14 protein-coding genes and 2 rRNA genes (1 of these 16 cut by a window edge) are annotated in these 21622 nt (G+C 74.7%); 8 read left to right on the top strand and 8 right to left on the bottom strand.

Annotation, left to right across the window (positions count from 1 at the left end; translation table 11 throughout):
• Positions 1-8 precede the first annotated feature (8 nt).
• The 4 genes from WME83_RS42895 to WME83_RS42910 form a co-directional block, all read right to left on the bottom strand.
• Positions 9-428 carry an RNA recognition motif domain-containing protein gene (locus tag WME83_RS42895; RefSeq protein ID WP_129579465.1) on the bottom strand — a complete coding sequence of 140 codons (420 nt, stop codon included), beginning with the start codon at positions 426-428 and terminating at the stop codon, positions 9-11.
• Between the two features lie 410 nt (positions 429-838).
• Positions 839-2200 (bottom strand): hypothetical protein, encoded by a 1362-nt coding sequence (locus tag WME83_RS42900; RefSeq protein WP_437315487.1) that lies wholly within the window; start codon positions 2198-2200, stop codon positions 839-841.
• Positions 2197-3606 (bottom strand): hypothetical protein, encoded by a 1410-nt coding sequence (locus WME83_RS42905; RefSeq protein WP_437315488.1) that lies wholly within the window; start codon positions 3604-3606, stop codon positions 2197-2199. The genes WME83_RS42900 and WME83_RS42905 overlap by 4 nt, the downstream gene beginning before the upstream one ends.
• A gap of 10 nt (positions 3607-3616) precedes the next feature.
• Complete coding sequence (locus WME83_RS42910) at positions 3617-6076, bottom strand: MMPL family transporter (protein ID WP_437315489.1); 2460 nt, start codon at positions 6074-6076, stop codon at positions 3617-3619.
• 128 nt (positions 6077-6204) lie between these two features.
• Between WME83_RS42910 and WME83_RS42915 the strand changes: the two genes are divergently transcribed.
• Positions 6205-6825 (top strand): peptide deformylase, encoded by a 621-nt coding sequence (locus tag WME83_RS42915; RefSeq protein ID WP_437315490.1) that lies wholly within the window; start codon positions 6205-6207, stop codon positions 6823-6825.
• A gap of 40 nt (positions 6826-6865) precedes the next feature.
• Here the strand turns inward: WME83_RS42915 and WME83_RS42920 are convergent, their stop codons facing one another.
• Positions 6866-8323, bottom strand: coding sequence for a UDP-N-acetylmuramoyl-tripeptide--D-alanyl-D-alanine ligase (locus WME83_RS42920; RefSeq protein WP_437315491.1), 1458 nt, complete (start codon positions 8321-8323; stop codon positions 6866-6868).
• Positions 8324-8401: 78 nt separating this feature from the next.
• Positions 8402-9634 (bottom strand): hypothetical protein, encoded by a 1233-nt coding sequence (locus WME83_RS42925; protein WP_437315492.1) that lies wholly within the window; start codon positions 9632-9634, stop codon positions 8402-8404.
• Between the two features lie 664 nt (positions 9635-10298).
• On the opposite strand from WME83_RS42925, the gene leuS reads away from it, so the two are divergent.
• The 7 genes from leuS to WME83_RS42960 all read left to right on the top strand — a co-directional run bounded on the left by leuS (position 10299) and on the right by WME83_RS42960 (position 20557).
• Positions 10299-12863 carry a leucine--tRNA ligase gene (leuS, locus tag WME83_RS42930; RefSeq protein ID WP_437315493.1) on the top strand — a complete coding sequence of 855 codons (2565 nt, stop codon included), beginning with the start codon at positions 10299-10301 and terminating at the stop codon, positions 12861-12863.
• 329 nt (positions 12864-13192) lie between these two features.
• On the top strand, positions 13193-14284 hold the full coding sequence (locus WME83_RS42935; protein WP_437315494.1) for a trypsin-like serine protease: 1092 nt from the start codon (positions 13193-13195) through the stop codon (positions 14282-14284).
• Between the two features lie 62 nt (positions 14285-14346).
• On the top strand, positions 14347-14961 hold the full coding sequence (locus tag WME83_RS42940; RefSeq protein WP_437315495.1) for a penicillin-binding protein activator LpoB: 615 nt from the start codon (positions 14347-14349) through the stop codon (positions 14959-14961).
• Entirely contained in the window at positions 14961-16337 is a 1377-nt protein-coding gene (locus WME83_RS42945) for a hypothetical protein (protein WP_437315496.1), read from the top strand. Before WME83_RS42940 ends, WME83_RS42945 begins: the two co-directional genes overlap by 1 nt.
• Before the next feature lie 63 nt (positions 16338-16400).
• On the top strand, positions 16401-16928 hold the full coding sequence (locus tag WME83_RS42950) for a peptidylprolyl isomerase (protein WP_437315497.1): 528 nt from the start codon (positions 16401-16403) through the stop codon (positions 16926-16928).
• A gap of 71 nt (positions 16929-16999) precedes the next feature.
• Entirely contained in the window at positions 17000-19666 is a 2667-nt protein-coding gene (locus WME83_RS42955) for an MGH1-like glycoside hydrolase domain-containing protein (RefSeq protein ID WP_437315498.1), read from the top strand.
• Positions 19667-19729: 63 nt separating this feature from the next.
• Positions 19730-20557: a hypothetical protein gene (locus WME83_RS42960; RefSeq protein ID WP_437315499.1), complete on the top strand. Its 828-nt coding sequence runs from the start codon at positions 19730-19732 to the stop codon at positions 20555-20557.
• Positions 20558-21173: 616 nt separating this feature from the next.
• Here WME83_RS42960 and rrf read toward each other — a convergent pair.
• A 5S ribosomal RNA gene (gene rrf / locus WME83_RS42965) occupies positions 21174-21290 on the bottom strand.
• A gap of 130 nt (positions 21291-21420) precedes the next feature.
• A 23S ribosomal RNA gene (locus tag WME83_RS42970) occupies positions 21421-21622 on the bottom strand (it continues 2805 nt past the right edge of the window).

Here is a 21622-nt window from a genome sequence, read left to right on the forward strand (position 1 = left end):
AGCTCGGATCAGTACCGATCGCCGCCGCGACCACCGCGGCCGCCGCGACCACCGCCGCCGCCGCCGTAACCGCCGCCGCCACCGCCACGACCGCCGCGACCACCGCCGCCGCCGCCGCCGCCGTAACCGCCGCCGCCGCCGCCGCCGTAACCGCCGCCGCCGCCGCCACCGCCGCGCTGGACCCGCTCCTCCGCCTCGTTCACGCGAAGCGGACGGCCATCCATGAGGGCGCCGTTCATCTGCTCGATCGCCTGCTGGGCCTGCTCAGGCGTGCCCATCGTGACGAACCCGAAACCCCGCGACTGCCCGCTCTCGCGGTCGGTCACGATGTGCACATCCGTCACCTCGCCGCTCTGGGCAAACGCAGCCTGCACGGAGGCCTTGGTGGCGGAGAAGGGGAGATTACCAACGTAGAGGCGAGTACCCATGACACTGATTCACTTCACGGCTCTGCGAGATGCGTCAGCTTCGGTGCCGAACAGTGCCCTGCCGCCCCGATGGAGCCGTGGGGGATCGAGGGAGGGCGGCGCTGGGGAGGAGCCCCCGGTGCGCCACACGTTGCGTCGTCCAGTCCGCGATCAATCCGCGATCCCCGAGAAGAGAAGCGTCGTGTCGAGTGCCAGTGACGTTCGTGACCAGCCGATAGTAACCAAATGTCCCCCCGGCGCAAGCGCTGGAAGCAGCCCTCCCCGTCGGCGCAGCCGCGCATCGCCCGCCCGGACGTCCCGACCGAACCGCCGCGGTGCGGCCGCGTCTGCTGCCGGGGGTCGCGCCGGTCGCGTCGGTCGCGCCTGTCGGGTCCGCCGGTCGCGCCTGCTGCCCCACATCGGCGCGCGCCTCAACGCCCGGCGGAGCGACGGAACGTGGCGCCGAGATCCCAGCCCTCGCCGCCCCCGGCGCGCGCGAGCGCGACGTCCGGCAGCACGCCGCCCGCGATCCGGACCTCGGAGATCACGCCGAGGCGGAGCGTCGTGGTGAGCGAGCGCGGGGCGGCGGTGGGCGCGAGCCGCGGCGGGTGGCGGGCGAGGTCGAGCGCGCGGGCGCGGTCGTCGGCGGTCGCGAGCGCGAGCAGCGCGTGGAGGGGCCCGGGGCCGAGCGGGCGCACGAGCTCGATCGCGAGCACCGCCTTGCCGCGGGCGCGGCGGCGCCCGAGCTCCGCGCGCGAGACGGGCTCGGCCGTGACCTCGTGCCCGGGCCGCGAGAGGATCGGCGCGACCGCCTCGGCGACCTCGACGAGGTGCGCGGCGGACTCGTCCACGAGCAGCTCGGCCGGGGGGCCGCCCCACGCGGGATCGCCGTGCGCCCTCGGCAGACCCGAGAGGCCGAGGTGCGCGAGGCGCTCGGGCGGCAGCGCGTCGACCAGCCGCTGCGCGACGCCGGGCTGACCGAAGGGGCCGGCCTCCGGGCCGGTGGTCAGCACGATCCAGCCGGCGACGCCGAGATCGAAGCGGACGGCGCCGCGGCGGTTCGCGTGCAGCCCGGCGCCGAGCCACCCGAGATCGTCGCGCTCGGTCTCGAACGCGCGCAGCGACGTCGTGAGGTCCTCGGAGCGGATCACGTCGATCGCGTCGAGGAAGGCAGCGCCGCGCGCGGCGACGTCGTTGCGCGTCAGCGTGATCTGCCGCGGGCCGAGGTCGGCCCGGAAGGCGCCGGTGCCGTCCGGCGACGCGGGGTCGAAGCCGCGCGGCAGGAGCGCGACCATCGGCGACGCGAGCGCGCGGGCGACGCGGGCGGGGTCCGCGCGCGGGAACACGGCGGCGAGCGGATCCTTCGGGTGCCGCTCGGGCCTCGGGACGTCGGCGAGCACCGCGGCGGCGCCGCGGGCGCGGGCGCGCTCGACCGAGCTCACGACGTCGCGGCCGTCGAGCTTGACGAGGCGCGCGGTGCGCAGCCCGTCGCGCAGGCGCACGACCGCGGCGTCGCCCTCGCGCGACGGGAGCGCGGACGTGAGCGTCGGGTACGGGTTCCCGGACGCGTCGAGGCCGTAGAGGCTGTCGGCGATCGCCGACGCGAACAGGGCCGCGGCCGGATCGCTCAGGTCGTGCGGGTCGAGCGAGCTCGTCGGCCACGGGAGGTGCATCGTGATGCGACCGCCGAGCGGGGTGCGCCCCATGGCGCGGGCGCGCGCCGGGAGGGCGGCGGCGCCGAGCAGCGCGCCGGCGCCGCCGAGGAAGGCGCGGCGCGGGAGCGAGCGGCTCACCGCACCACCCAGATCTCGTCGGCCGTCGCGACGGCGAACGGGGCGCGCCCGGGCCCGTCGGGCGGGCAGACCGCGAGCGCGCGCACCCCCGCCGGCGCCGGGAGGCGCAGGATCTCCGGGGGCGCGGCGCGCGAAGGGCCGCCGTGGTGGCGCCGCCACGAGAAGACGACGACGGCGTCCTCGAGCGGGTCGAGCACGTCGAGGCTGGCGAGCAGCTCGGGCTCGCCGTCCTGATCGAGATCGCCGATCGCGAGCTGCGCCCCGGCGCTGCCCACGAGCTTGCGGCGGCCCGCGCTGTCCCGGAGCTCGACCGCGCCGCGCTCGCGCGCCGCCCAGACCGTGAACGGCTCGCCCCGGGCCGACAGGAGCTGCGCCGACGCGAGCGCGTCGTACCGGCCGGCGAGCGCCGGCGTCGCCGGCGGCGGATCGGCCGGGGCGCACGGCGCGAGCGGGCCGGTGAGGAGCGGCCCCCACGCCGTCGTGCAGGCCGAGCCGCCCGCGTCCGGGATCGCCAGCCCCGGGAGCTCGGCGAGGGCGTTCAGCTTGCCGTCGAAGCGGACGCTGCGCGCGCGATCGGTGAGCCCGACGTCGGCGAACGGCGGCTCGGGCTCGCCGTCCCGCGCGCGCTCGACGAGCGTGGCGAACGCGAGCGGCTCGCGGAGCGGCGACGGGTGCACGGCGACCACGTCCGGCCACGAGCGCGACGCGAGCGGCACGACCCGGCCGCCGCGGAGGCGCAGCGTGGTCACGCGCCGCCGGCTCACGCTCAGGATCTCGAGCGCGCCGTCGGCGTCGAGATCGCCGCACGCGAGCGCGACGACGTCGCCCTCGAAGTTCTTCGCGCGATCGACCCGGGCGGCGACGAGCGGGACCGGCGCGAGGTAGCTGCGGACCTCCGCGTCGAGGGGCGCCTCGGCGTAGGCGTGGGCGATGGGCCCCGGCTCCGGATCGCGGATGCGCGCCCAGACGGTGCGCGGCACCGGGTACACGTCGGCCGTGACGCGCAGCCGCCCCGCCGCGACCTCGACGGCGAGGTGGACGAGCGCCGCGTCGTCGCGCGCGGCGTCGCGGGCGAGCGGCAGCGGGATCGCGTCCTTGTGCGCGCGCACGCCGGCGCCGAGCTTGCCGGCGAGGTGGGCGGCGAGCGCGGCCGCGAGCTGGGCGCCGCGCGGCGCCGGCGCGTCCGAGGCGAGCGGGCCGGCCGCGACGAGCGCGCGGCCGCCGACGGGATCGAGCGAGCGCGCGAGCGCGTCCACGACGCGGGCGACGGCCGAGCGCGGCGGCTTCGGCGCGGGCGCCGGCGCGGCGGGGCGCGGCGGCGCGGCGGGCGGCGGCGACGGCTGCGCCGCGGCGGGGCGCGCGAGCGCGAGGAGGGCGAGGAGGAGGAGGGGGCTCCGGGGCGACAACGCCGCGATGTTACGCGCGCCGGTGGGGTCGGGGCCAGAGCCGCAGCCCCGCCGGCACCACGACGAGCGCGACGACGAGGCCGACCGCGCTGCCGAGCGCGCCGACCCGGCCCAGGTCGCGGAGGCCGTCGAAGCGGCAAAACGCCAGCGCGGCGAAGCCCGCGGCCGTGGTCAGCGCGGTGGCGGCGATCGCCGGCCCCTCGTGGCGCAGCGTCTCGCGGATCACGGCGTCGCCGCCGCCCGCCGCCTCGATGTCGCGGGCGCGGTGGAGCAGGAACATGCCCTCGTCCACGGTGATCCCGAGCAGCACCGGGATGACGAGCGCGTCGTACGCGTGCAGGGGGATGCCGATCACCCGGATCAGCAGGAGCACGAGCGAGATCTCGGAGGCGACGACGAGCGCGGCCAGCGCGATGTCGCGCGCGCTGCGGAGGGAGGCCGAGAGCGCCAGCAGCACGAGCGCACCGGCGACGATCGCGATCCGCGGCATGTCGTGCGCGAGCGTCTCGCGGAGCGACGCCTCGAGCCGGGTGTAGCCGGTGAGCATGGCCTTCGGGTCCTCCTCGCGGATCGCGCGCTCGATCCGCTCGACCGAGCCGGCCTCGCGGGGCCGGACGTACAGCGCGACGAGCGCCTCGCCCCCGTCCGCGCCGAGGTAGCGCGAGAGCAGGATGGACGCGGGGCCGCGCTCGAGATCGGCGAGCGTGACCTCCTGCCGCGGCGGCGCGCGCATGCCGTCCAGCACCGCCGAGAAGCGCTCGGGCGCGAAGCCCGTGTCGCGGAGCGCCCGCTCGAGCTCGCCGGCCTTCGCGGGCAGGTCGAGCGCGTCGCGCGCGGCGAACCGCGCGGCCTGCGTCGAGGGGGCGGGCGCGAGCGCGGTGAGCGCGTCGACGGCCTCCACGTCGGCCTTCATCGAGGCGAGGCGCTCCGCGAGCCGGTCGGCCCGGGCGCGGGCGCGCTCCTGCTCGCCGTCCGCGAGGAGCACCACCCACTGCCCGCGCCGCCCGCCGAACGCGTCGAAGATCGCCTGCTGCACCTTGAGCGGCTCGAGCTCGGCGGGCCGGATCGCGACGATGGCCTCGGCGAGCGGCGGCGCGGCGCCGAGGGCGACCGCCGCGATGGGGAGCGCCGCGAGCGCGGCGAGCGCGAGCGCGCGGCCCCGGGTCCGGGTGAGCCGGTAGAGGCCGTCGGGCCAGCGCGCCGGCGCCTCGGGCGGCGGGGCCCCCCGCTCGAGCCAGGCGCCGACGGCCGGCGTCACGAGGACGATCGCGAGCGCCGTGAGCACCTCGCCCGCGGCGCACAGGAGGCCGAGCTGCCGGAGGGCGTTGATGTCCGACAGCGCGAGCGCGCCGAACGCCGCCGCCGCGGTGACGGCGGCGACGAGCACCGCGCGGGAGGTCCGCGCCCTCGCGGCGCGCCCGGCCGCCTCCGGATCGAGGCCCTCGCGCCGCGCCTCGAGCAGCGCGGCGTAGACGTGCACGCCGGTGTCGACGCCGACGCCCACGACGACCGACATGAAGGCGACCGCGATCGCGCTGAGCCCGCCCGGGAGCGCCGTGGCGAGCCCCGCGGTCCAGACGGTCCCGAGCACGAGCGGCGGCATCACCGCGGCGAGCGCGCGCAGGCGGCGGAAGAGCAGCGCGAAGACCGCGGACGCGAGCAGCATCGAGAGCGTGCCCGAGACGGCGAGATCGCGCGTGAGCATCTCCTCGGTGGCGGCGGCGATGGCGTGCCCGCCGGTGAGCCCGAGCGTGAGCCGCGGGTGCGCCGCGCGGATCGGGTCGAGGACGGCGTTCGCGTCGGCGACGAAGGCGCGCGCGTCGGCGCCGCGGAGCGCCTGCCCGGCCGGCTGCACCAGGACGAGGTGCACCTTGCCGTCGTCCGTGGCGAACGCGCCGTCGGCCTGCGTGCGCACCCCGGAGCCGATGTCCGCGGACTCGAAGACGAGCTGCGCGAGCCGCAGCGGATCGGCCGCGATCGCCTCGGCCGCGGCGCCGCCGCCCGGCGCGAGCAGCATGGCGCGCGTCTCGGCGAGGCGCTCGCGCATCCCCTCGGGCGAGAGCGCGGCGGCGAGCCGCTCCCGCACGCGCGCGTCCGCGTGCCGGAAGGCGAGCCACGGATCGAGCGCGCGCGAGGCGTCGATGCGATCGGCGGCGCGCTGCACGGTCGGGCGCGCCGCGAGGGCCCGCGCGATCTCGGCGGCCACGGCGGCGTTCTCGTCGGGGTCGTCCCCCTTCACCATCACGACGCCGAGATCGCCGCCCCCGAACCCGCGCACGTACCGGCGCAGCGCGGCGGCGTCGCCGCGCTCGGGCAGGAGCGAGGCGACGTTCGGCTCGAGCTTGAGCCGCAGCGTCACGGCGGCGAAGGCGGCGAGCGTCAGCGCCGCGAGGGCGAGCGCGACGGCGAGGCGGAGCGGCCGGCGCGGGGCGCGTGCGCGGGCCGGTGAGGGCGGAGGGGGCGCTGCCATGGCGAGCCGGGCCGGGCCCGGCGCCGCTCCTCTACCCTCACGCCCGCCTCGCCGCGAGGACATCGCGCGCGCCGCTCCCCCCGCCGGCGGCGCTTGCGCCCGCGGGCGCGCCGGTTCATCCCGGCGGCATGGAGCTCCCCCCCATCGTCCTCGCAGGCAGAGCCGTCCTGCGGAAGCCCGCCGCGCCCGTCCCGCCCGAGGAGATCGGGACGAAGCAGCTCAAGCAGCTCGTCTCGACGATGGTCGCGGTCATGCGCAAGGCGCCCGGCGTGGGGCTCGCGGCGCCGCAGATCGGCGTCGGCCAGCAGGTGATCGTGCTCGAGGACGGCGAGGCGCTGATGTCCCGCCTCACGCCGGAGCAGCGCGCCGAGCGCGGCCGCGTGCCCTTCCCGCTGCAGGTGATCGTCAACCCGACGCTGAAGGTCCTCGCGCCGTCGCTGCCGGCGGGGGCCGACGCGGCGGGCGCGGGGCGGGCGACGTTCTTCGAGGGCTGCCTGAGCGTTCCGGGCTACATGGCGCTGGTCGAGCGGGATCTGTCGGTCGAGGTGAGCGGCGTGGACGCGGACGGCAAGGAGGTCCGCTGGCAGGCGACCGGCTGGCCCGCCCGGATCCTCCAGCACGAGGTCGATCACCTCCGCGGCACGCTGTATGTCGATCGCATGATCTCGCGATCCTTCTGCAGCAACGAGGAGGCGAAGGTCCTGCTCGGCCAGTCGGTCGCCGAGGCGCGGGCCGCGCTCGGCGCGTGACCGCGCGCCCGTCGGGCGAGCGCCCGAGAGGCGCGCGCGCTCAGGGCGAGGCGCCGCCGCCGCGCCCGGCGAGCTCTTCTACGATCCGCTCCATCTTGATCCCGCGCGAGCCCTTCACGAGCACCAGATCGCCGCGCTCGACGATCTGAAGCGCCCGGCTCGCGGCGGCGCTCGCGTCGCCGGCGAACCACGCGCGCACGCCGGCTGCTTCGGCGGCGCGCGCGATCCGCGCCGCCTCGCCGCCGACGGCGACCAGCGCGGCGGGGCGCGCGGCGCCGACCGCATCGCCGAGCGCGTCGTGCTCCGCCGCCGCGAGCGCGCCGAGCTCGCGCATCTCGCCGAGCAGCAGGACGAGCCGCTTCCCGAGCGCCTCGGCCAGCTCGACCGCCGTCCTGAGCGACGACCGCATCGACAGGGGGTTCGCGTTGTAGCTGTCGTCGATGATCACGGTCCCGTCCGGCAGCTCGCGGACCGACAGCCGCCCGTCCCCCGGCGGCGCGAGCCCCGCGGCGGCGCGAGCCGCCCGCTCCGTCGAGAGCCGCTCGCCGAGCGCCTCCTCCACCGCGGCGACGGCCGCCGCCGCGGCCAGCGCCCCCGCCTCCCCGAGCAGCGGGACCACGATCTCCAGCGCCTCGCCTCCCCGCTCGATCCGCACCGAGGTGCCGCGCACCCCGACCGGCCGTCGCCCCGCGATCCGGAGCTGCGCGCGCTCGCCGAACCCGTAGGTGATGCGCCGCGCGGCGCCGGCGCGCTCGAGCTGCTCGACCACCTTCGCGTCGTCGCCGTTGCCGAGGGCGACCCCGTCGGCCGGCAGCGCGGCGAGCAGGTCCCCTTCCTCGGCGGCGACGTCCTCCAGCGTGCCGAGCCCCTCGGTGTGCTCGACGCCGATCGACGTCAGCACGGCGAGGTCCGGCGCCGCGATCCGCGCCAGGGCCGCGACCTCGCCGCGGTGGTTCGTGCCGATCTCGACGACGGCGAAGCGATGGCGGTCCTCGAGACCGAGCAACGTCATCGGCAGCCCGATGGCGTTGTTCAGGTTGCCCGCGGTCGCGTGCACGTCGCCGCGGCCCGCGCCCGCGAGCAGCGCCGCGATGGCCCGCGTCGTCGTCGTCTTGCCGGCGGAGCCGCCGATCGCGACGATCGCCCGCGGGCCGTCCGCGTACGCGCCCCGGCGCCACCGCTCGCGGTGCGCGCTGGCCAGCGCCCCGAGCGCCGCGAGCCCGTCCTCCACGAGCACCGCGCCGCCTTCGGGCGGCAGGTCCACCTCCCGGGAGACGACGAACGCGGCCGCCCCACGCTGCGCCGCGGCGCCGAGGAACCGATGGCCGTCGAAGGCCTCGCCGGCGAGCGCGACGAACGCCGCGCCGGGCGCGATCGTGCGGCTATCGGTCGAGATGCCCCGCGCCGCCGGCCCGGCCCTCAGCACGCGCCCGCCGGTCGCGCGCGCCAGCTCGTCGAGGGTGAACGGGGCCAGGTTCTGCGGGATCGGCGTCGCCATCGCGCGCGATCACCAGCATGGAACGGGGCGCAGGGCCAACGAATCGCCGGCGCGCGGCCCTCCGCGCGTCGAGTCGCCTCAGCGCCGGGTCTTCTCCTTGTCGATCTCGTCGTAGATGTCGTCGCCCTTCGGCCGCGGGCGCGCGGCTGGCCGGGGTGCCGCGGTCGCGGCGGGCGCTGCGGTCGCGCTCGGGGTGGGCTCGGCCGCCGTCTCGGCGGTCGTCGGCGGCGGCTCCGTGTAGTCGATCGCGATGGGGCCGCCGCCGCCCATGCTCTGCCACAGCGTGATCCCGACGAGCGCCAGGAGGGCGATCGCCAGGATCACGCTGAGCACGATGATGAGCGTCCTGCCGCCCTCGCGGCGCGGCGCCGTCACGGCGGGCGGCTTCTGCGGCTCCGCGCGCTCCTGCACGAAGCTCGACGGGAGCGCCGGCAGCTCGAGCCGCGCCGACGTGGTGGCCCACGGGCTCTCGGCGGGCGGCATGGCCGCGTGAGCCGCCTGGGGCGCGCCGGCCGCCGCCGCGCCGTCCCAGCCTCCGGAGGCGTGCGGCGCGCCCGCGGCGGACGCGCCGTCCCACGCGCCGCCGGCGGGCGGCGCGCCGGGCGCCACGGCGGGCGCTACGCCCATGGCCGGAGCCGGCGCGGGCGCGGACGCAGCGGGCGAGGGCGGCCCGGCCGGCGCCGGAACGCCCGCGTGCAGCGAGGGCAGCGGCGTGCGCCCGGCGTCGTGGACAGGCGGGCCCGCCGGACCGAAGCCGGGGCCCGCGAACGCCGGCGGCGCCGCCGGAGGAGGTGGCTGCGCCGCGTTTGCGGCCAGCATTCGTTCCGTGTTTGGCGCGGGCTGGAACGACATCTGGCTCGGGGGCGCCGGGTCCGACGGCGGCGGCGCCGAGATGAACGGGAGGCCGCTCGCAGAATAGACGCCGCTGGTCGACAGCACGTCCTGCTGCGAGACGAGCCCGGGCGGGAGGGTCCCTCCGCGCGCCGAGACGTTCCCCGCGGGCGGCTGGGTGTAGCCGGACCTCGCCGCCGCCGGAGGGGAGGCCGGCGCGGAGAACTCGGGCGTCGACGACGCCGGCCCAGCGAGGCCGGGCGCCGACGGCGCGGGCGCCGCGAACGCGGGCGGCGGCGGCGCGGGCGCTGCGAACGCGGGCGTCGACGGCGCCGGCCCGGGATACGCCGCTCCGGAGACGACGGGCCCGGCGAGCCCGGCCCCGGACGGCGCCCCCGCGAAGCCGGGTGGGCTGTGCTGCTGAAGCCGAGGGCTGAGCGCGTACTGCGTGGAGAGCGGGCGGAGGGCCCCGGGCGCCATCAGCGGCGCCACGGGCAGCGGCCGGAAAGGGATCCCCGATGCATGCGTAGATGCGAGCGACCGGCCTGACTGCGCCGCCATCTCACCCTCGGGGGCTCCCCATGGAACGTGTTTGTCGGTCATCCGCGCGCCCCGGAGAGACCGCCAACGCGGCCCCTCCGCCTCACACTGAAGCGGAACAGCGCTCTCAATCTACCCCCAAGTCTCGGCGTCCGGCCATCCTTCTGACGCGTCGCCCCGCCCGTGCGGCGCTGCTGCGCCGGGGATGCGCGGCGCGGCGCCGCGACCACGGCGCCCGTTGCGGACGAAGGAGCAGCGCGGCGCGCTTCCCGGGCTCGGCCCGTCGAAGATCGCGCTCGTCCTCCGCCCGTGCGCGCAGGCGGCGGTGCGCTCGCGCCGCCGCCTGCGCGGGAGCGGACCGCGCCCCCGGCCCGCGGCGCGCTCGCATCCAGGGCGCGGGGGACGCGCGCTCCGTCAGCAGCCTGCGCGAAGCCTCGCGAGCGCGGGCGCGCCCGACGGCAGAGCTCGCACCGAGGGGCTGTCCACGCTTGCCGGGAACTCTCGACATGGCGGGGCGCACGCCGCGGACGGGTGGCGGCGCCTCCGCGGGGACGCGCGGCTTGTGCCGCCGCGGGGCGGCTGTCGACCGCGGCAGCACAGTGCTATGGCTCGTCGCGATATGGCCGCCGAGACGATGGGCCCCCGCACCTCCACCGAACCTTCTCCCAACGAGCCGCGCGAGCCCGCGCGCTACGATCACGCCGCGGTCGAGCCGCGCTGGCAGCGCGCGTGGGAGGAGGGCGAGACCTTCCGCGCCGTCCGCAGCGCGGGCGGCGCGCGCGAGAAGCGCTACGTGCTCGACATGTTCCCCTACCCCTCGGGCGCGGGGCTGCACGTCGGCCACCCCGAGGGGTACACGGCGACCGACATCGTGTCGCGCTACTACCGCATGCGCGGGATCGACGTGCTGCACGTGATGGGCTGGGACGCCTTCGGCCTCCCGGCCGAGCAGCACGCCATCGAGACCGGCACCCACCCGGCCGACACCACGGCGCGGAACATCGCGACGTTCAAGCGCCAGCTCAAGATGCTGGGCTTCAGCTACGACTGGTCGCGAGAGCTCGCCACGACCGATCCGCGCTACGTGCGCTGGACGCAGTGGATCTTCCTCCAGCTCTTCAAGAAGGGCCTCGCGTACCAGGACGAGGTGAGCGTCAACTGGTGCCCGGCGCTCGGCACCGTCCTCGCCAACGAGGAGGTGATCGACGGCAAGAGCGAGCGCGGCAACCACCCGGTCTACAGGACGCCGCTCCGCCAGTGGATGCTCCGCATCACCGCCTACGCCGACCGCCTGGCGGAGGACCTCCGCCTCCTCGACTGGCCCGAGGGGACGGTCGCGATGCAGCGCGCCTGGATCGGCCGCTCGGAGGGCGCCCTGATCACGTTCGAGGTCAAGGCGTGGAGCAAGGGCTCGGTGAGCGTGTTCACGACCCGCCCCGACACGCTGATGGGCGTCACCTACGTCGTGCTCGCGCCCGAGCACCCGCTCACCAGCTGGATCACGTCGACGGAGGGCAGCACGTCCGAGCCGCGCCGCGAGGCGGTGCGCGCGTACGTCTCCGCGGCGTCCAGCAAGAGCGATCGCGAGCGCCTCTCCGGGGCCGCGAAGGAGAAGACCGGCGTCGACACGGGCCTGTTCGCGGTGCACCCGATCACGGGCGCCGAGGTGCCGATCTGGGTCGCGGACTACGTGCTCGGCAGCTACGGCACCGGCGCCGTGATGGCGGTGCCCGGGCACGACGAGCGCGACTTCGCGTTCGCGCGCGCGTACGGGCTGCCCATCGTCGAGGTGGTGAGCCCCGACGGCGCCCTGCACGACGAGCTCGAGGCCGCCTACGTCGACCCGGGCGTCGCGGTCCGGAGCGGCGAGTTCGACGGGCTCACGACGGAGGAGTGCAAGCGCGCGGTCATCGAGCGCCTCGAGGCGCTCGGCCGCGGCAAGCGCGAGGTGAACTACAAGCTGCGCGACTGGGTCTTCTCGCGCCAGCGCTACTGGGGCGAGCCGATCCCCATCTACTTCCCCGTCGAGCTCGCCGAGCCCGGCGGCGATCCCAGGAAGGGCGACGCGCACACGATCCGCTACGACCAGCCGATCGCGGTGGACGAGGCCAGCCTGCCGCTCGAGCTGCCGCCGCTCGCCGACTTCCGGCCTGGCGACGACCCGGCCGGTCCGCTCGCGCGGGCAGTGGACTGGCGGTTCTTCCAGAAGGACGGCGCGTGGTATGCGCGCGAGACGAACACGATGCCGCAGTGGGCGGGGTCGTGCTGGTACTACCTGCGCTTCCTCGATCCGCAGAACGACGCCGAGCCGTTCTCGCAGGCGGCGTACGACGCGTGGATGCCGGTCGACCTCTACGTCGGCGGCGCGGAGCACGGCGTGCTGCACCTCCTCTACGCGCGCTTCTGGCACAAGGTGCTGTTCGACCTCGGCCACGTGAAGCACCCCGAGCCGTTCATGAAGCTCGTCCATCAGGGCATGATCCTCGGCGAGGACAACGAGAAGATGTCGAAGTCGCGGGGCAACGTGATCAACCCCGACGACATCGTCCGGGCCTACGGCGCCGACGTGCTGCGGCTCTACGAGATGTTCATGGGCCCGCTCGAGGCCGTGAAGCCCTGGCAATCGGCCCAGATCCAGGGCGTGGTCCGGTTCCGGGATCGCGTGTTCGCGACGTGCACGCGGCCGCTCTCGGACGCGATCGACGACGCGACGAGCCGGCAGCTCCACCGGACCATCAAGAAGGTGACCGGCGACATCGAGGCCATGGCGTTCAACACCGCCATCTCCGCGATGATGGTCTTCGTGAACCACCTGAACGCGATCCCCTCGCCGCCGCGCGAGGCGGTGCTCCGGCTGATCCTCCTCGTCTCGCCGTTCGCGCCGCACCTCGCGGAGGAGCTGTGGCGGCTCACGGGGCATCAGCGCTCGCTCGCCTACGAGCCCTGGCCGACGTACGACGAGGCGCTCTGCGTCGACGACGTCCTGGAGATCCCGGTGCAGGTGAACGGTAAGGTCCGCGGCCGGGTGACGCTGGCGAAGGTGGCCTCGGAGGACGAGGCGCGCGCCGCGGCGCTCGCGCTGGAGAGCGTGGCCGCGCTCTCCGCGGGCAAGCAGCTGAAGAAGTTCATCTACGTCCCGGGGAAGATCGTGAACATCGTGGTCGGCTGACGCGCCCGCGCCGCCCGGCCGGAACGAACGACCACGCCGCGTCGTCGTCGCGAACGGACGCTCCGAGCGGGCGGCGGGAGGCGGCTCTTCCTGGATCGCGAAGGTCCGCGCTCGCCCATCGTCCCTTCCCTGGAGGATCGATCGCGAAGCCTCTGGCCCCCTGCCGGCGCCGGGGTCGGGCGCTCGGGTCCCCATGAGCCCGATCGGCGCGCGGGCCGCAGCGCCCACCACACCGCGGCGCAGCTCGACGCGCGCGTGAGCTTCCTCGGAAGCAATCCTCTCCTGCCTCGAGGAACGCGGCCCATGCACAGCCCAGGCTGGCAGGTGCCGTGCAACGGCGGCTGGCCGTGTTCCGGAACAGCACCGCGTGGTGTACCCGAGCTGGATACCTCCTCGCCGCCGCCGCGCTGGCCGGCTGCGCGGGCGACGCGGGCGAGCCTCCCGCGCGCGGGGAGGACGCGGACGAGGCCGCGCTGGAGATCAAGGGAGGCTACCCCGACGCGGGAGATCGCGCGGTCGCCGGGCTGATCATCACGGACCGGAAGGGCCGCGTCGCGCGGACCTGCTCGAGCACCCTGATCGCGCCCGACCTGGTGCTCACGGCGCAGCACTGCATCGCGGAGGCGCCGAAGCTCATCTCGTGCAAGACGGCGACGTTCGGTGAGCCGGTCGACGCCTCGCAGGTCTACGCCACCCTCGGCCGGGCCATGTGGACCGCGGACGCGCCGTGGCTCGCCGCGCGCGCGGTGCTCAGCCCGCCCGACGGCAACGCGGTGTGCGGCCGCGACCTCGCGCTCATCGTCCTCGCTTCGCCGGTCCCGAGCAGCGACGTCACGCCCCTCGCGCCCCGCCTCGACCGGCCGCCCGAGGAGAGCGAGGTCTACTCGGCGGTCGGCTTCGGCGACACGGAGGGCAGGGCGCGCGACGGCGGCGCGCGCCGGCGCCGCGACGGGCTCCGCGTCGAGTGCGTCGGCTACGGGTGCGGGACGCAGGAGCGCGTCACGGGCAGCGAGTGGCGCGGCGAGAGCGGCATCTGCAGCGGCGACTCGGGCGGACCCGCGCTCGACGGCGCCGGGCGGATCATCGGCGTGACCTCGCGCGGGCCGGCCGGCTGCTCCGACCCCATCTACGGAGGGCTGATCGCCCATCGCGACTGGCTCGTCGCCGAGGCGACGCGCGCCGCCGACGCCGGCGCTTACGGCGCGCCCTGGTGGACCACGGCGCCCGGCTCGGCGGAGCGATCGCCGTCGCGTCGGCCGCTCGACGAGCGCTGGCTCTCGTGCGCCCACGGCCCCGGCGCCGGGGGCGGGGCCGCCTCCGCGCGCGCGCTCCTCGCGCTCTTCGCGCTGCTCGCGCTGAGACGCGCCGGGACGGCCGCTCCGCCGGCGCGCGCCGCGCGGCGGAGCACGATTTCCGCCTGATCGACGCTCCGGCGCACACCTCGCCTGCTAGGATGCGCCCGTCCAGACCCTGCGGAGTGTCCATGCCCAGCTCGCCCATCATCCGTCCGGCCGCGCTCCTCGCGGCGCTCGCGCTCGCCTCGACGTCCCTCGGCTGCGGGCCGACCTACGTGCGCGGAAACCAGGTCGAGGGGCTCGACGACGCGGCGATGAGCACGGGGATCGACAAGCGCGACATCGAGCAGCTCCTCCACGAGAACCTGAAGTCGCTGATGGCCTCGCCCATCGCGAGGGCGTGGGCGCAGGAGGGCTCGCGGCCCACGCTCGCGATCTACCCGCTGTCGAACCAGACGAGCGAGCACATCGACAGCCAGCTCCAGGCGCTCCTGTCGGACATCGAGACGTACATGGTCAACACGGGCCTCGTCACCGTGGTGAGCGTCGAGCGCCAGCAGCAGATGATCGCCGAGATCGAGCAGCAGCACGGCGGCGGGTTCGATCCGGACCACATCGCCGAGTACAACCGCCAGCTCGGCGCGAAGTACTACATCACCGGCAAGGTCTTCACCTCCGACGAGCGCACCGAGGACGAGCGCCGCGTCCAGTACTTCATGTTCATGCAGGTCATCGAGGTCGCCACGAGCGCGGTGGCCTGGCAGAACAAGGCCGCCTTCACCAAGGCGCTCATCCAGGAGTGATGCGCTGGCCGCACGCGAGCCTCCGGGGGCGCGGGCGCGCGGCCCTCGTGCCTCTCGCGCTGCTCCTCGGCGTCGGACAGGCCGCCTGCGCCGGCCACGAAGATCGCGTGCGCACCGCGCTCGCCGCGCTCGACCGCGGGGCGCCCGCGGCGGCGGTGGCCGCGCTGAACGAGCAGATGGAGGTCGAGAGCGCGGCCGAGCTTCCGGCGCTCAAGGGCGACAACCCGCTCCTCCTGCTCGACCGCGGCAACATCCTCCTCGGCATGGACCGCTACAAGCTGTCCGCGCGCGACCTCGGGGCGGCGGACAAGTCGATCGACCTGCTCGACATGTCGCGCGGGGCCGCCGCCGAGCTCGGCAAATACCTCTTCTCGGACGACGCGGGCCCGTACAAGGCGCCTGCGTACGAGAAGCTGCTCATCAACACCATCAACATGATGAACTACCTGGCCCAGCGCGACCTCAGCGGGGCCAGGGTCGAGGCCCGCCGCCTCGCCGTGATGCAGAAGCACCTGCGCGATCACGAGGGCGAGACGGCGCTCATCGGCCTCGGGAGCTACCTCGCCGGCTTCTCCTTCGAGAAGAGCGGCCAGGTCGACGAGGCGCTCCTCTACTACGACGACGCGCTCCGCCACGGGCCGTACCCGTCGCTCCGCGCCCCGCTCCGCGCGCTCACGCGCGGCGAGCCGAGGACGCCCCGCATCGCCGCCCAGATCGAGGGCGTGGAGCCGCCGCCGCCGCTCGCCGAGGCCGGCGAGGCGGAGCTCGTGGTTGTCGTCGGGTTCGGGCGCGTGCCGCAGAAGGTGCCGCAGCGCTTGCCGATCGGGCTCGCGCTCACGCTCGTCGCCGACGACATCAGCCCGACCGATCGCGCGCGGGCCAACGAGCTCGCGGCCAAGGGGCTCGTCACGTGGGTCAACTACCCGACGCTCGCCCGGGGCAAGGGCGGCTACGCGATCCCGACCTTGAAGCTGGATGGGCGCTCCCAGCCGCTGGAGCAGGCCCTCGACGTCGAGGCGCAGGTGCGCTCGGCCTGGAAGAAGAGCGAGGGCACGATCATCCTGTCGGCCATCACGCGGACGCTCGCCCGCGTCGCCGCGGGCGAGGCGGCCCAGGGCGCCACCGAGGCGGCCGCGGAGGACTCCGGGCCGCTGGGCCTGCTCGTCGGCCTGCTCACGAGCGCGACGCTGACCGCGCTCGACACGCCGGACACGCGCGGCTGGTCGACGCTCCCCGCGCGCATCGCGATCGCGCGCACCCGCGTCCGCGCGGGCACGCACGAGGTGGTCGTGAGCGCCCGGGGCGAGGTGCGGCGCGCCCGGGTGACCGTGGCCGCGGGCGGGTGGGCCTTCGTCCCGGTGATGGTGCTGCGCTGAGCGGCCCCCGGCGCGGGCCGGAAGGGTTGCCGGCGCATCCATCCCGCGGCAGTCTCCGCGCCGATGCGTAGCCCTGCTCTCCGCGCCGTGCTCGTCCGCGCGCTCTCGGCGTGCTCTCCCCTCGCGCTCCTCGGCGCGACCGCCTGCGGGACGCTGGCCACCTCGCCGTCCTGGGTCGGCGGCGGCCTCGCGGTCTCCGCGCCGATCCGCGCGGCCGAGGAGGACGCGGCGCAAGAGCGGGAGCGGGCGCTCGTCGCGAGCCAGCCGAAGCAGATCGGCGCGCGGCACATCCTCGTCATGCACGACGGCTCGAAGAGCAGGCCCGAGGGCGTCCGCCGCACGCGCGACGAGGCGCACGCGCGCGCCCAGGAGGCGCTCCTCAAGATCCGCGGCGGGGCGGCCTTCGAGGACGTGGTCGCCGAGTACAGCGACGAGCCTGGCGCCAAGGAGCGCGGCGGCGACCTCGGGGTGTTCGAGCGCGGCGTGATGGTGAAGGGCTTCGCCGACGTCGCCTTTGCCCTGAAGGTCGGCGAGGTGAGCGAGGTCGTCGAGACCCCGTTTGGATTCCACATCATCAAGCGCACCGAGTAGCGCCGGTCGCGGCCGTCCGCGCGGGGGTCGCGGGCTCGACGCCTCCGCCCGGGTCGCCTAGCGTGGCTCGTATGACGAGGACCGTCCCCGCCGCGCTGACCGCCGAGCACCGCCGCCTCGAAGAGGAGCGCGAGCGCCTCCTGCGCTGGAAGCACTGGGGCCCGTACCTGTCGGAGCGCGCCTGGGGGACGGTGCGCGAGGACTACAGCGCGAACGGGGATGCCTGGGCGCATTTCCCGCACGATCACGCCCGGAGCCGCGCCTATCGCTGGAACGAGGACGGCCTCGGCGGCATCTGCGACCGCCACCAGATCCTGTGCCTCGCCGTCGCCGTCTGGAACGAGAAGGATCCGATCTTGAAGGAGCGGGCCTTCGGCCTGACCGGGCCCGAGGGCAACCACGGCGAGGACGTCAAGGAGATCTACTACTACGAGGACGCGACGCCGACCTCCAGCTACCTGCGTTACCTCTACCGGTACCCGCAGCGCGAGTTCCCGTACGGCGCGCTCATCGATGCCGCGCGCGAGCGCGGCCTCTCGGAGGGCGAGGTCGATCTCCCCGATCTCGGCGCCTTCGACGGCGATCGCTACTTCGACGTCATCGTCGAGTACGCGAAGCGGAGCCCGAGCGACATCTTCATGGTCATCACGGTGGTGAACCGCGGCCCGGAGCCCGCGCCGATCCACGTGCTGCCGCACCTCTGGTTCCGCAACACCTGGTCGTGGAGCGACCCGCCCGGCCCGGTCCCGGAGATCCGGGCCATGCAGAGCGGCCCTGGCCACGTGATGCTGCGCGCGGCGCACCCCGAGCACGGCGCGCATCACCTCTACATCGAGGGCAGGCCGGAGCTGCTCTTCACCAACAACGAGACGAACCACGAGCGGCTCTACGGCGCCCCCTCGCGGACGCCCTACGTGAAGGACGCGTTCCATCACCGGGTCATCCACGGCGACGAGGCGCGGGTGAACCCCGAGCTGCGCGGCACCAAGGCCGCGAGCTGGCACCGCCTCGAGGTGCCGGCCGGCGGGCGCAGGCGGATCCTGCTCCGGCTCGCTCCGGACCCGGTGGAGCGGCCGTTCGAGTTCGCGGACGAGCTCCTGGAGATGCGCCGCCGGGAGGCGGACGAGTACTATCTCGCCGTCCAGGGCCCTCATCTGTCCGAGGATCGCCGCGCCATCCAGCGGCAGGCGGCGGCGGGGCTCTTCTGGACGATGCAGTTCTATCACTACGACGTCGACACCTGGCTCCGCGGCGACGTCGACGCGCCGCCGCCCGAGCGGCTCTCGGGCCGCAACGGCCAGTGGCGTCACGTCTCGGTCGCCGACGTCATCTCGATGCCGGACAAGTGGGAGTACCCCTGGTTCGCGGCCTGGGATCTCGCCTTCCACGCGGTCGCGCTGGCCTCGCTCGACATCGATCTCGCGAAGGCGCAGCTGAAGCTGATGGTCAAGGAGTGGTACCAGCACCCGAACGGCCAGCTGCCCGCGTACGAGTGGGAGTTCTCGGACTTGAACCCGCCGGTGCACGCCTGGGCGACCTACCAGCTCTACAAGATCGAGCGGAAGCAGCGGGGCGAGGGCGATCGCGTGTTCCTGGAGCGGGTGTTCCACAAGCTCCTCATCAACTTCGCCTGGTGGGTCAACAAGCGTGACGCCGAGGGGCACAACGTGTTCGAGGGCGGGTTCCTCGGCCTCGACAACATCTCCCTCTTCGATCGCAGCGAGCGGCTCGCGCCGGGGATGCGCCTGGAGCAGGCGGACGCCACGGCGTGGATGGCGATGTACTGCCTCGACCTCATGCGCATCGCGCTCGAGCTCGCGCTCGACAACTCCGCGTACGAGGATCTCGCCAGCAAATTCTTCGAGCACTTCCTGCGGATCGCGCACGCGCTCCACCACGCGCAGGGCGGCCGGCTGCCGCTCTGGTCCGAGGAGGAGGGCTTCTACTTCGACATCCTGACCGCCGGCGGGAGGCCGCGGCACGTGAAGATCCGGTCGGCGGTGGGCCTCATCCCGCTCTGCGCCGTGCACGTCATCACGCCGGAGATCTACGGCAAGCTCGCGAACTTCCGGCGCCGGACCGAGTGGTTCCTCCGCAAGAACCCCGCGCTGGCCGAGGCGATCACGGTGCGTCCGGACGGCCGGCAGGTGCTCTCCGCGGTGACGCCGGGGCGCCTCGAGCGGGTGCTCGCGCACCTGTTCGACGAGGACAAGTTCCTCTCGCCGTTCGGCCCGCGCTCGCTCTCGAAGGAGCACGCGGCCGCGCCCGTCTCGCTCGGGCTGGAGCAGCCTTGCCATGCGCAGTACACGGTCGGTTACGAGCCGGGCGAGTCGATCACGCGCATGAAGGGGGGCAACTCCAACTGGCGCGGCCCGATCTGGTTGCCGCTCGGCTATCTGCTCTACCGCTCGCTGCTCCGGCTCGATCACGGCTTCGGCGACGTGCTCACGATCCCCTCGATCGGCGGCCACGGCCCTCGCACGCTCCGCGACGGCGCGCACGAGCTCGAGCGACGGCTGATCGCGCTCTTCGAGCGCGATCGCGAGGGGCGCCGCCCCATCTACGGCGAGCACCCGCTCTTCCAGCGCGACCCCCATTTCCGGGATCGACTGTTCTTCTTCGAGTACTTCCACGGCGACACCGGCGCCGGGCTCGGCGCCTCGCACCAGACCGGCTGGACCGCCCTCGTCGGCGATCTGATCCTCCGCGCGGGGCGCCACGACCTCCCCTATTCGTAGCGCGCCACACAAGATGCACGGCTCGGCGCCGGTTCGTGGTCGATCCGTGCTAGGAGGGCGCCTGTGTCGCTGGCGTTCGGCGTCTTGCTCCTCGCGCTGGCCGTCATGCTGGGCGGCGTTGCGGCGCTCTTCCGTCATCGCAGCGAGGGCGCGATGTCTGCGCTCCGGACGTTCGCCCTGGTCGGGGCGGCGTCGATAGCGTTGCTGCATCTCTTGCCGGAGGCGCTCGGCGAGATCGGCTGGCCTGCGTTGCTCGCGGCGGTGGCGGGCTTCCTGGCGCCGGCCTTGCTCGAGCGCCTCGTGATCGGCGAGGCGGGCGCGCACCGCACGCCCACGACGGCGCTTGCGATGGGGTATGCCGCGGTCCTGGCGCATCAGTTCGGCGAGGGCGCGGCGGTGGCGTCGCTCTCGCGGGTGGGTCAGTTGACGCTGCCTGTCGTGCTCGCGCTGGCGGCGCACACGGTGCCGCTCGCCATGGTGGTGGCGATCCAGGTCCTTGAGGTGAGGGCGGATACGGGCGGCAAGCGGGCCATGAGCGCGGCGCTCGCAGGCATTGCGCTCGCCACGGTGGTTGGCGCCTTCGCGACGCGGCTCGTGGACTTGGAGCACCTCGAAGCGGTCGAGCCCTGGCTGCTCTCTGCCGTGGCGGGCCTTCTCTTGCACGCCCTCTCGCACGAGGCGGTCGCGAGTGGCCCAGCGACGACGGTTAGCCGGGCTGGCGAGGCTGTGGGCGGCCTGCTCGGCCTCATGCTCGCCACGATCGGCATCGATGAGGAGGAGTGGGTCCAGCAGATCCCGTTTCAGCTCCAGATCGCCGCCCTGGTCATCGTTGCAGGGCTCATTCTTCTGCGCAGCTACGGCCCCAGGCGAGCCGCCGAGCGCCCCCACTGACCGCGCCCGCGACGGCAGCCGTTCCGCCGCTGTCCCATGAGTTTGCCTCGTCGCCGTCTGGACCGAGCTCGCGAAGCGCGTCGCTGTCGGCGTCCGGCCGGACGTCCACGACCACCAACACGACCGCCGAACCTGCGGCGACGACCGTGGAGCTCGCTGCGCCCGTCGAGGCAGCTCTCGTGGACGGACAGTCCACTGCGGCCGAGCTCAGCTTTCAGCGGCCGAGCTCAGCTTCGAAACGGGTCCATCGATCCCCGCAGCGCCGTTCTGACAGACGGCAGGCCCCCTGAGGGGGTGCTCGCCGGGCGGCGTGGGGAGAGCCGGTGTCTGAGCCTGGGACGTTCCATCTCCGGCGTGCGCAGCGCGCCGGAGATGGAACGTCCCAGGCGAGTTCGGCTCTCGCTGCGCCGCCCGGCGAGCACCCCCTCAGGGGGCCGGGCTGCTCGGAACGCCCTTCCCTGCCGCCGCCATCGAGCTCGCCGCCGCGCGCCTGTCTCCCGGAAGCCGTAAGCCGCCCCGGCGCAGCGCCCGTGGGCAGCCCCCGAGGCCCAGAAAGTCCCAGGACAAAAAGAAAAAACCTGCGCACGGCTCGCACCATGCGCAGGTTCGAAGAAAATCCCGGCGGCGTCCTACTCTCCCACCAGGTTGCCCTGGCAGTACCATCGGCTCCAAGAAGCTTAACTTCCGAGTTCGGTATGGGATCGGGTGTGACCTTCTCGATATCACCACCGGAAACTTGTGGGTGCGTCCAATCGGAACCCTACGGAGCCCGCTCTCGCGGCGCTCTCTACGCAGGGCCAGCTGTGTCACGCTGCTCGTCACCCGAACTCCGGGCGCGACGCTTCGATGTTTGCCTTAGAAGTATGGTCAAGCCGCACGACCTATTAGTACCGGTTAGCTCCGCCGATTGCTCGGCTTCCACACCCGGCCTATCAACCTCGTGGTCTACGAGGGGTCTTTAGGGGCCTTGCGGCCCGGGACACCTAGTCTTGAGGCCGGCTTCCCGCTTAGATGCTTTCAGCGGTTATCCGTTCCGTACATGGCTACCCGGCTATGCCCTTGGCA

The organism is Sorangium sp. So ce385 (assembly GCF_051474135.1).
In the GTDB taxonomy this organism is placed as follows: Bacteria; Myxococcota_A; Polyangia; order Polyangiales; family Polyangiaceae; genus Sorangium; species Sorangium cellulosum_D.

Coding starts and splice junctions, on each gene's coding strand:
- WME83_RS42895 (WP_129579465.1), bottom strand. CDS start 428: ATGGGTACTCGCCTCTACGTTGGTAATCTCCCCTTCTCCGCCACCAAG.
- WME83_RS42910 (WP_437315489.1), bottom strand. CDS start 6,076: ATGGCAGCGCCCCCTCCGCCCTCACCGGCCCGCGCACGCGCCCCGCGC.
- WME83_RS42915 (WP_437315490.1), top strand. CDS start 6,205: ATGGAGCTCCCCCCCATCGTCCTCGCAGGCAGAGCCGTCCTGCGGAAG.
- WME83_RS42920 (WP_437315491.1), bottom strand. CDS start 8,323: ATGGCGACGCCGATCCCGCAGAACCTGGCCCCGTTCACCCTCGACGAG.
- WME83_RS42925 (WP_437315492.1), bottom strand. CDS start 9,634: ATGGCGCCCGGGGCCCTCCGCCCGCTCTCCACGCAGTACGCGCTCAGC.
- leuS (WP_437315493.1), top strand. CDS start 10,299: ATGGCTCGTCGCGATATGGCCGCCGAGACGATGGGCCCCCGCACCTCC.
- WME83_RS42940 (WP_437315495.1), top strand. CDS start 14,347: ATGCCCAGCTCGCCCATCATCCGTCCGGCCGCGCTCCTCGCGGCGCTC.
- WME83_RS42945 (WP_437315496.1), top strand. CDS start 14,961: ATGCGCTGGCCGCACGCGAGCCTCCGGGGGCGCGGGCGCGCGGCCCTC.
- WME83_RS42950 (WP_437315497.1), top strand. CDS start 16,401: ATGCGTAGCCCTGCTCTCCGCGCCGTGCTCGTCCGCGCGCTCTCGGCG.
- WME83_RS42955 (WP_437315498.1), top strand. CDS start 17,000: ATGACGAGGACCGTCCCCGCCGCGCTGACCGCCGAGCACCGCCGCCTC.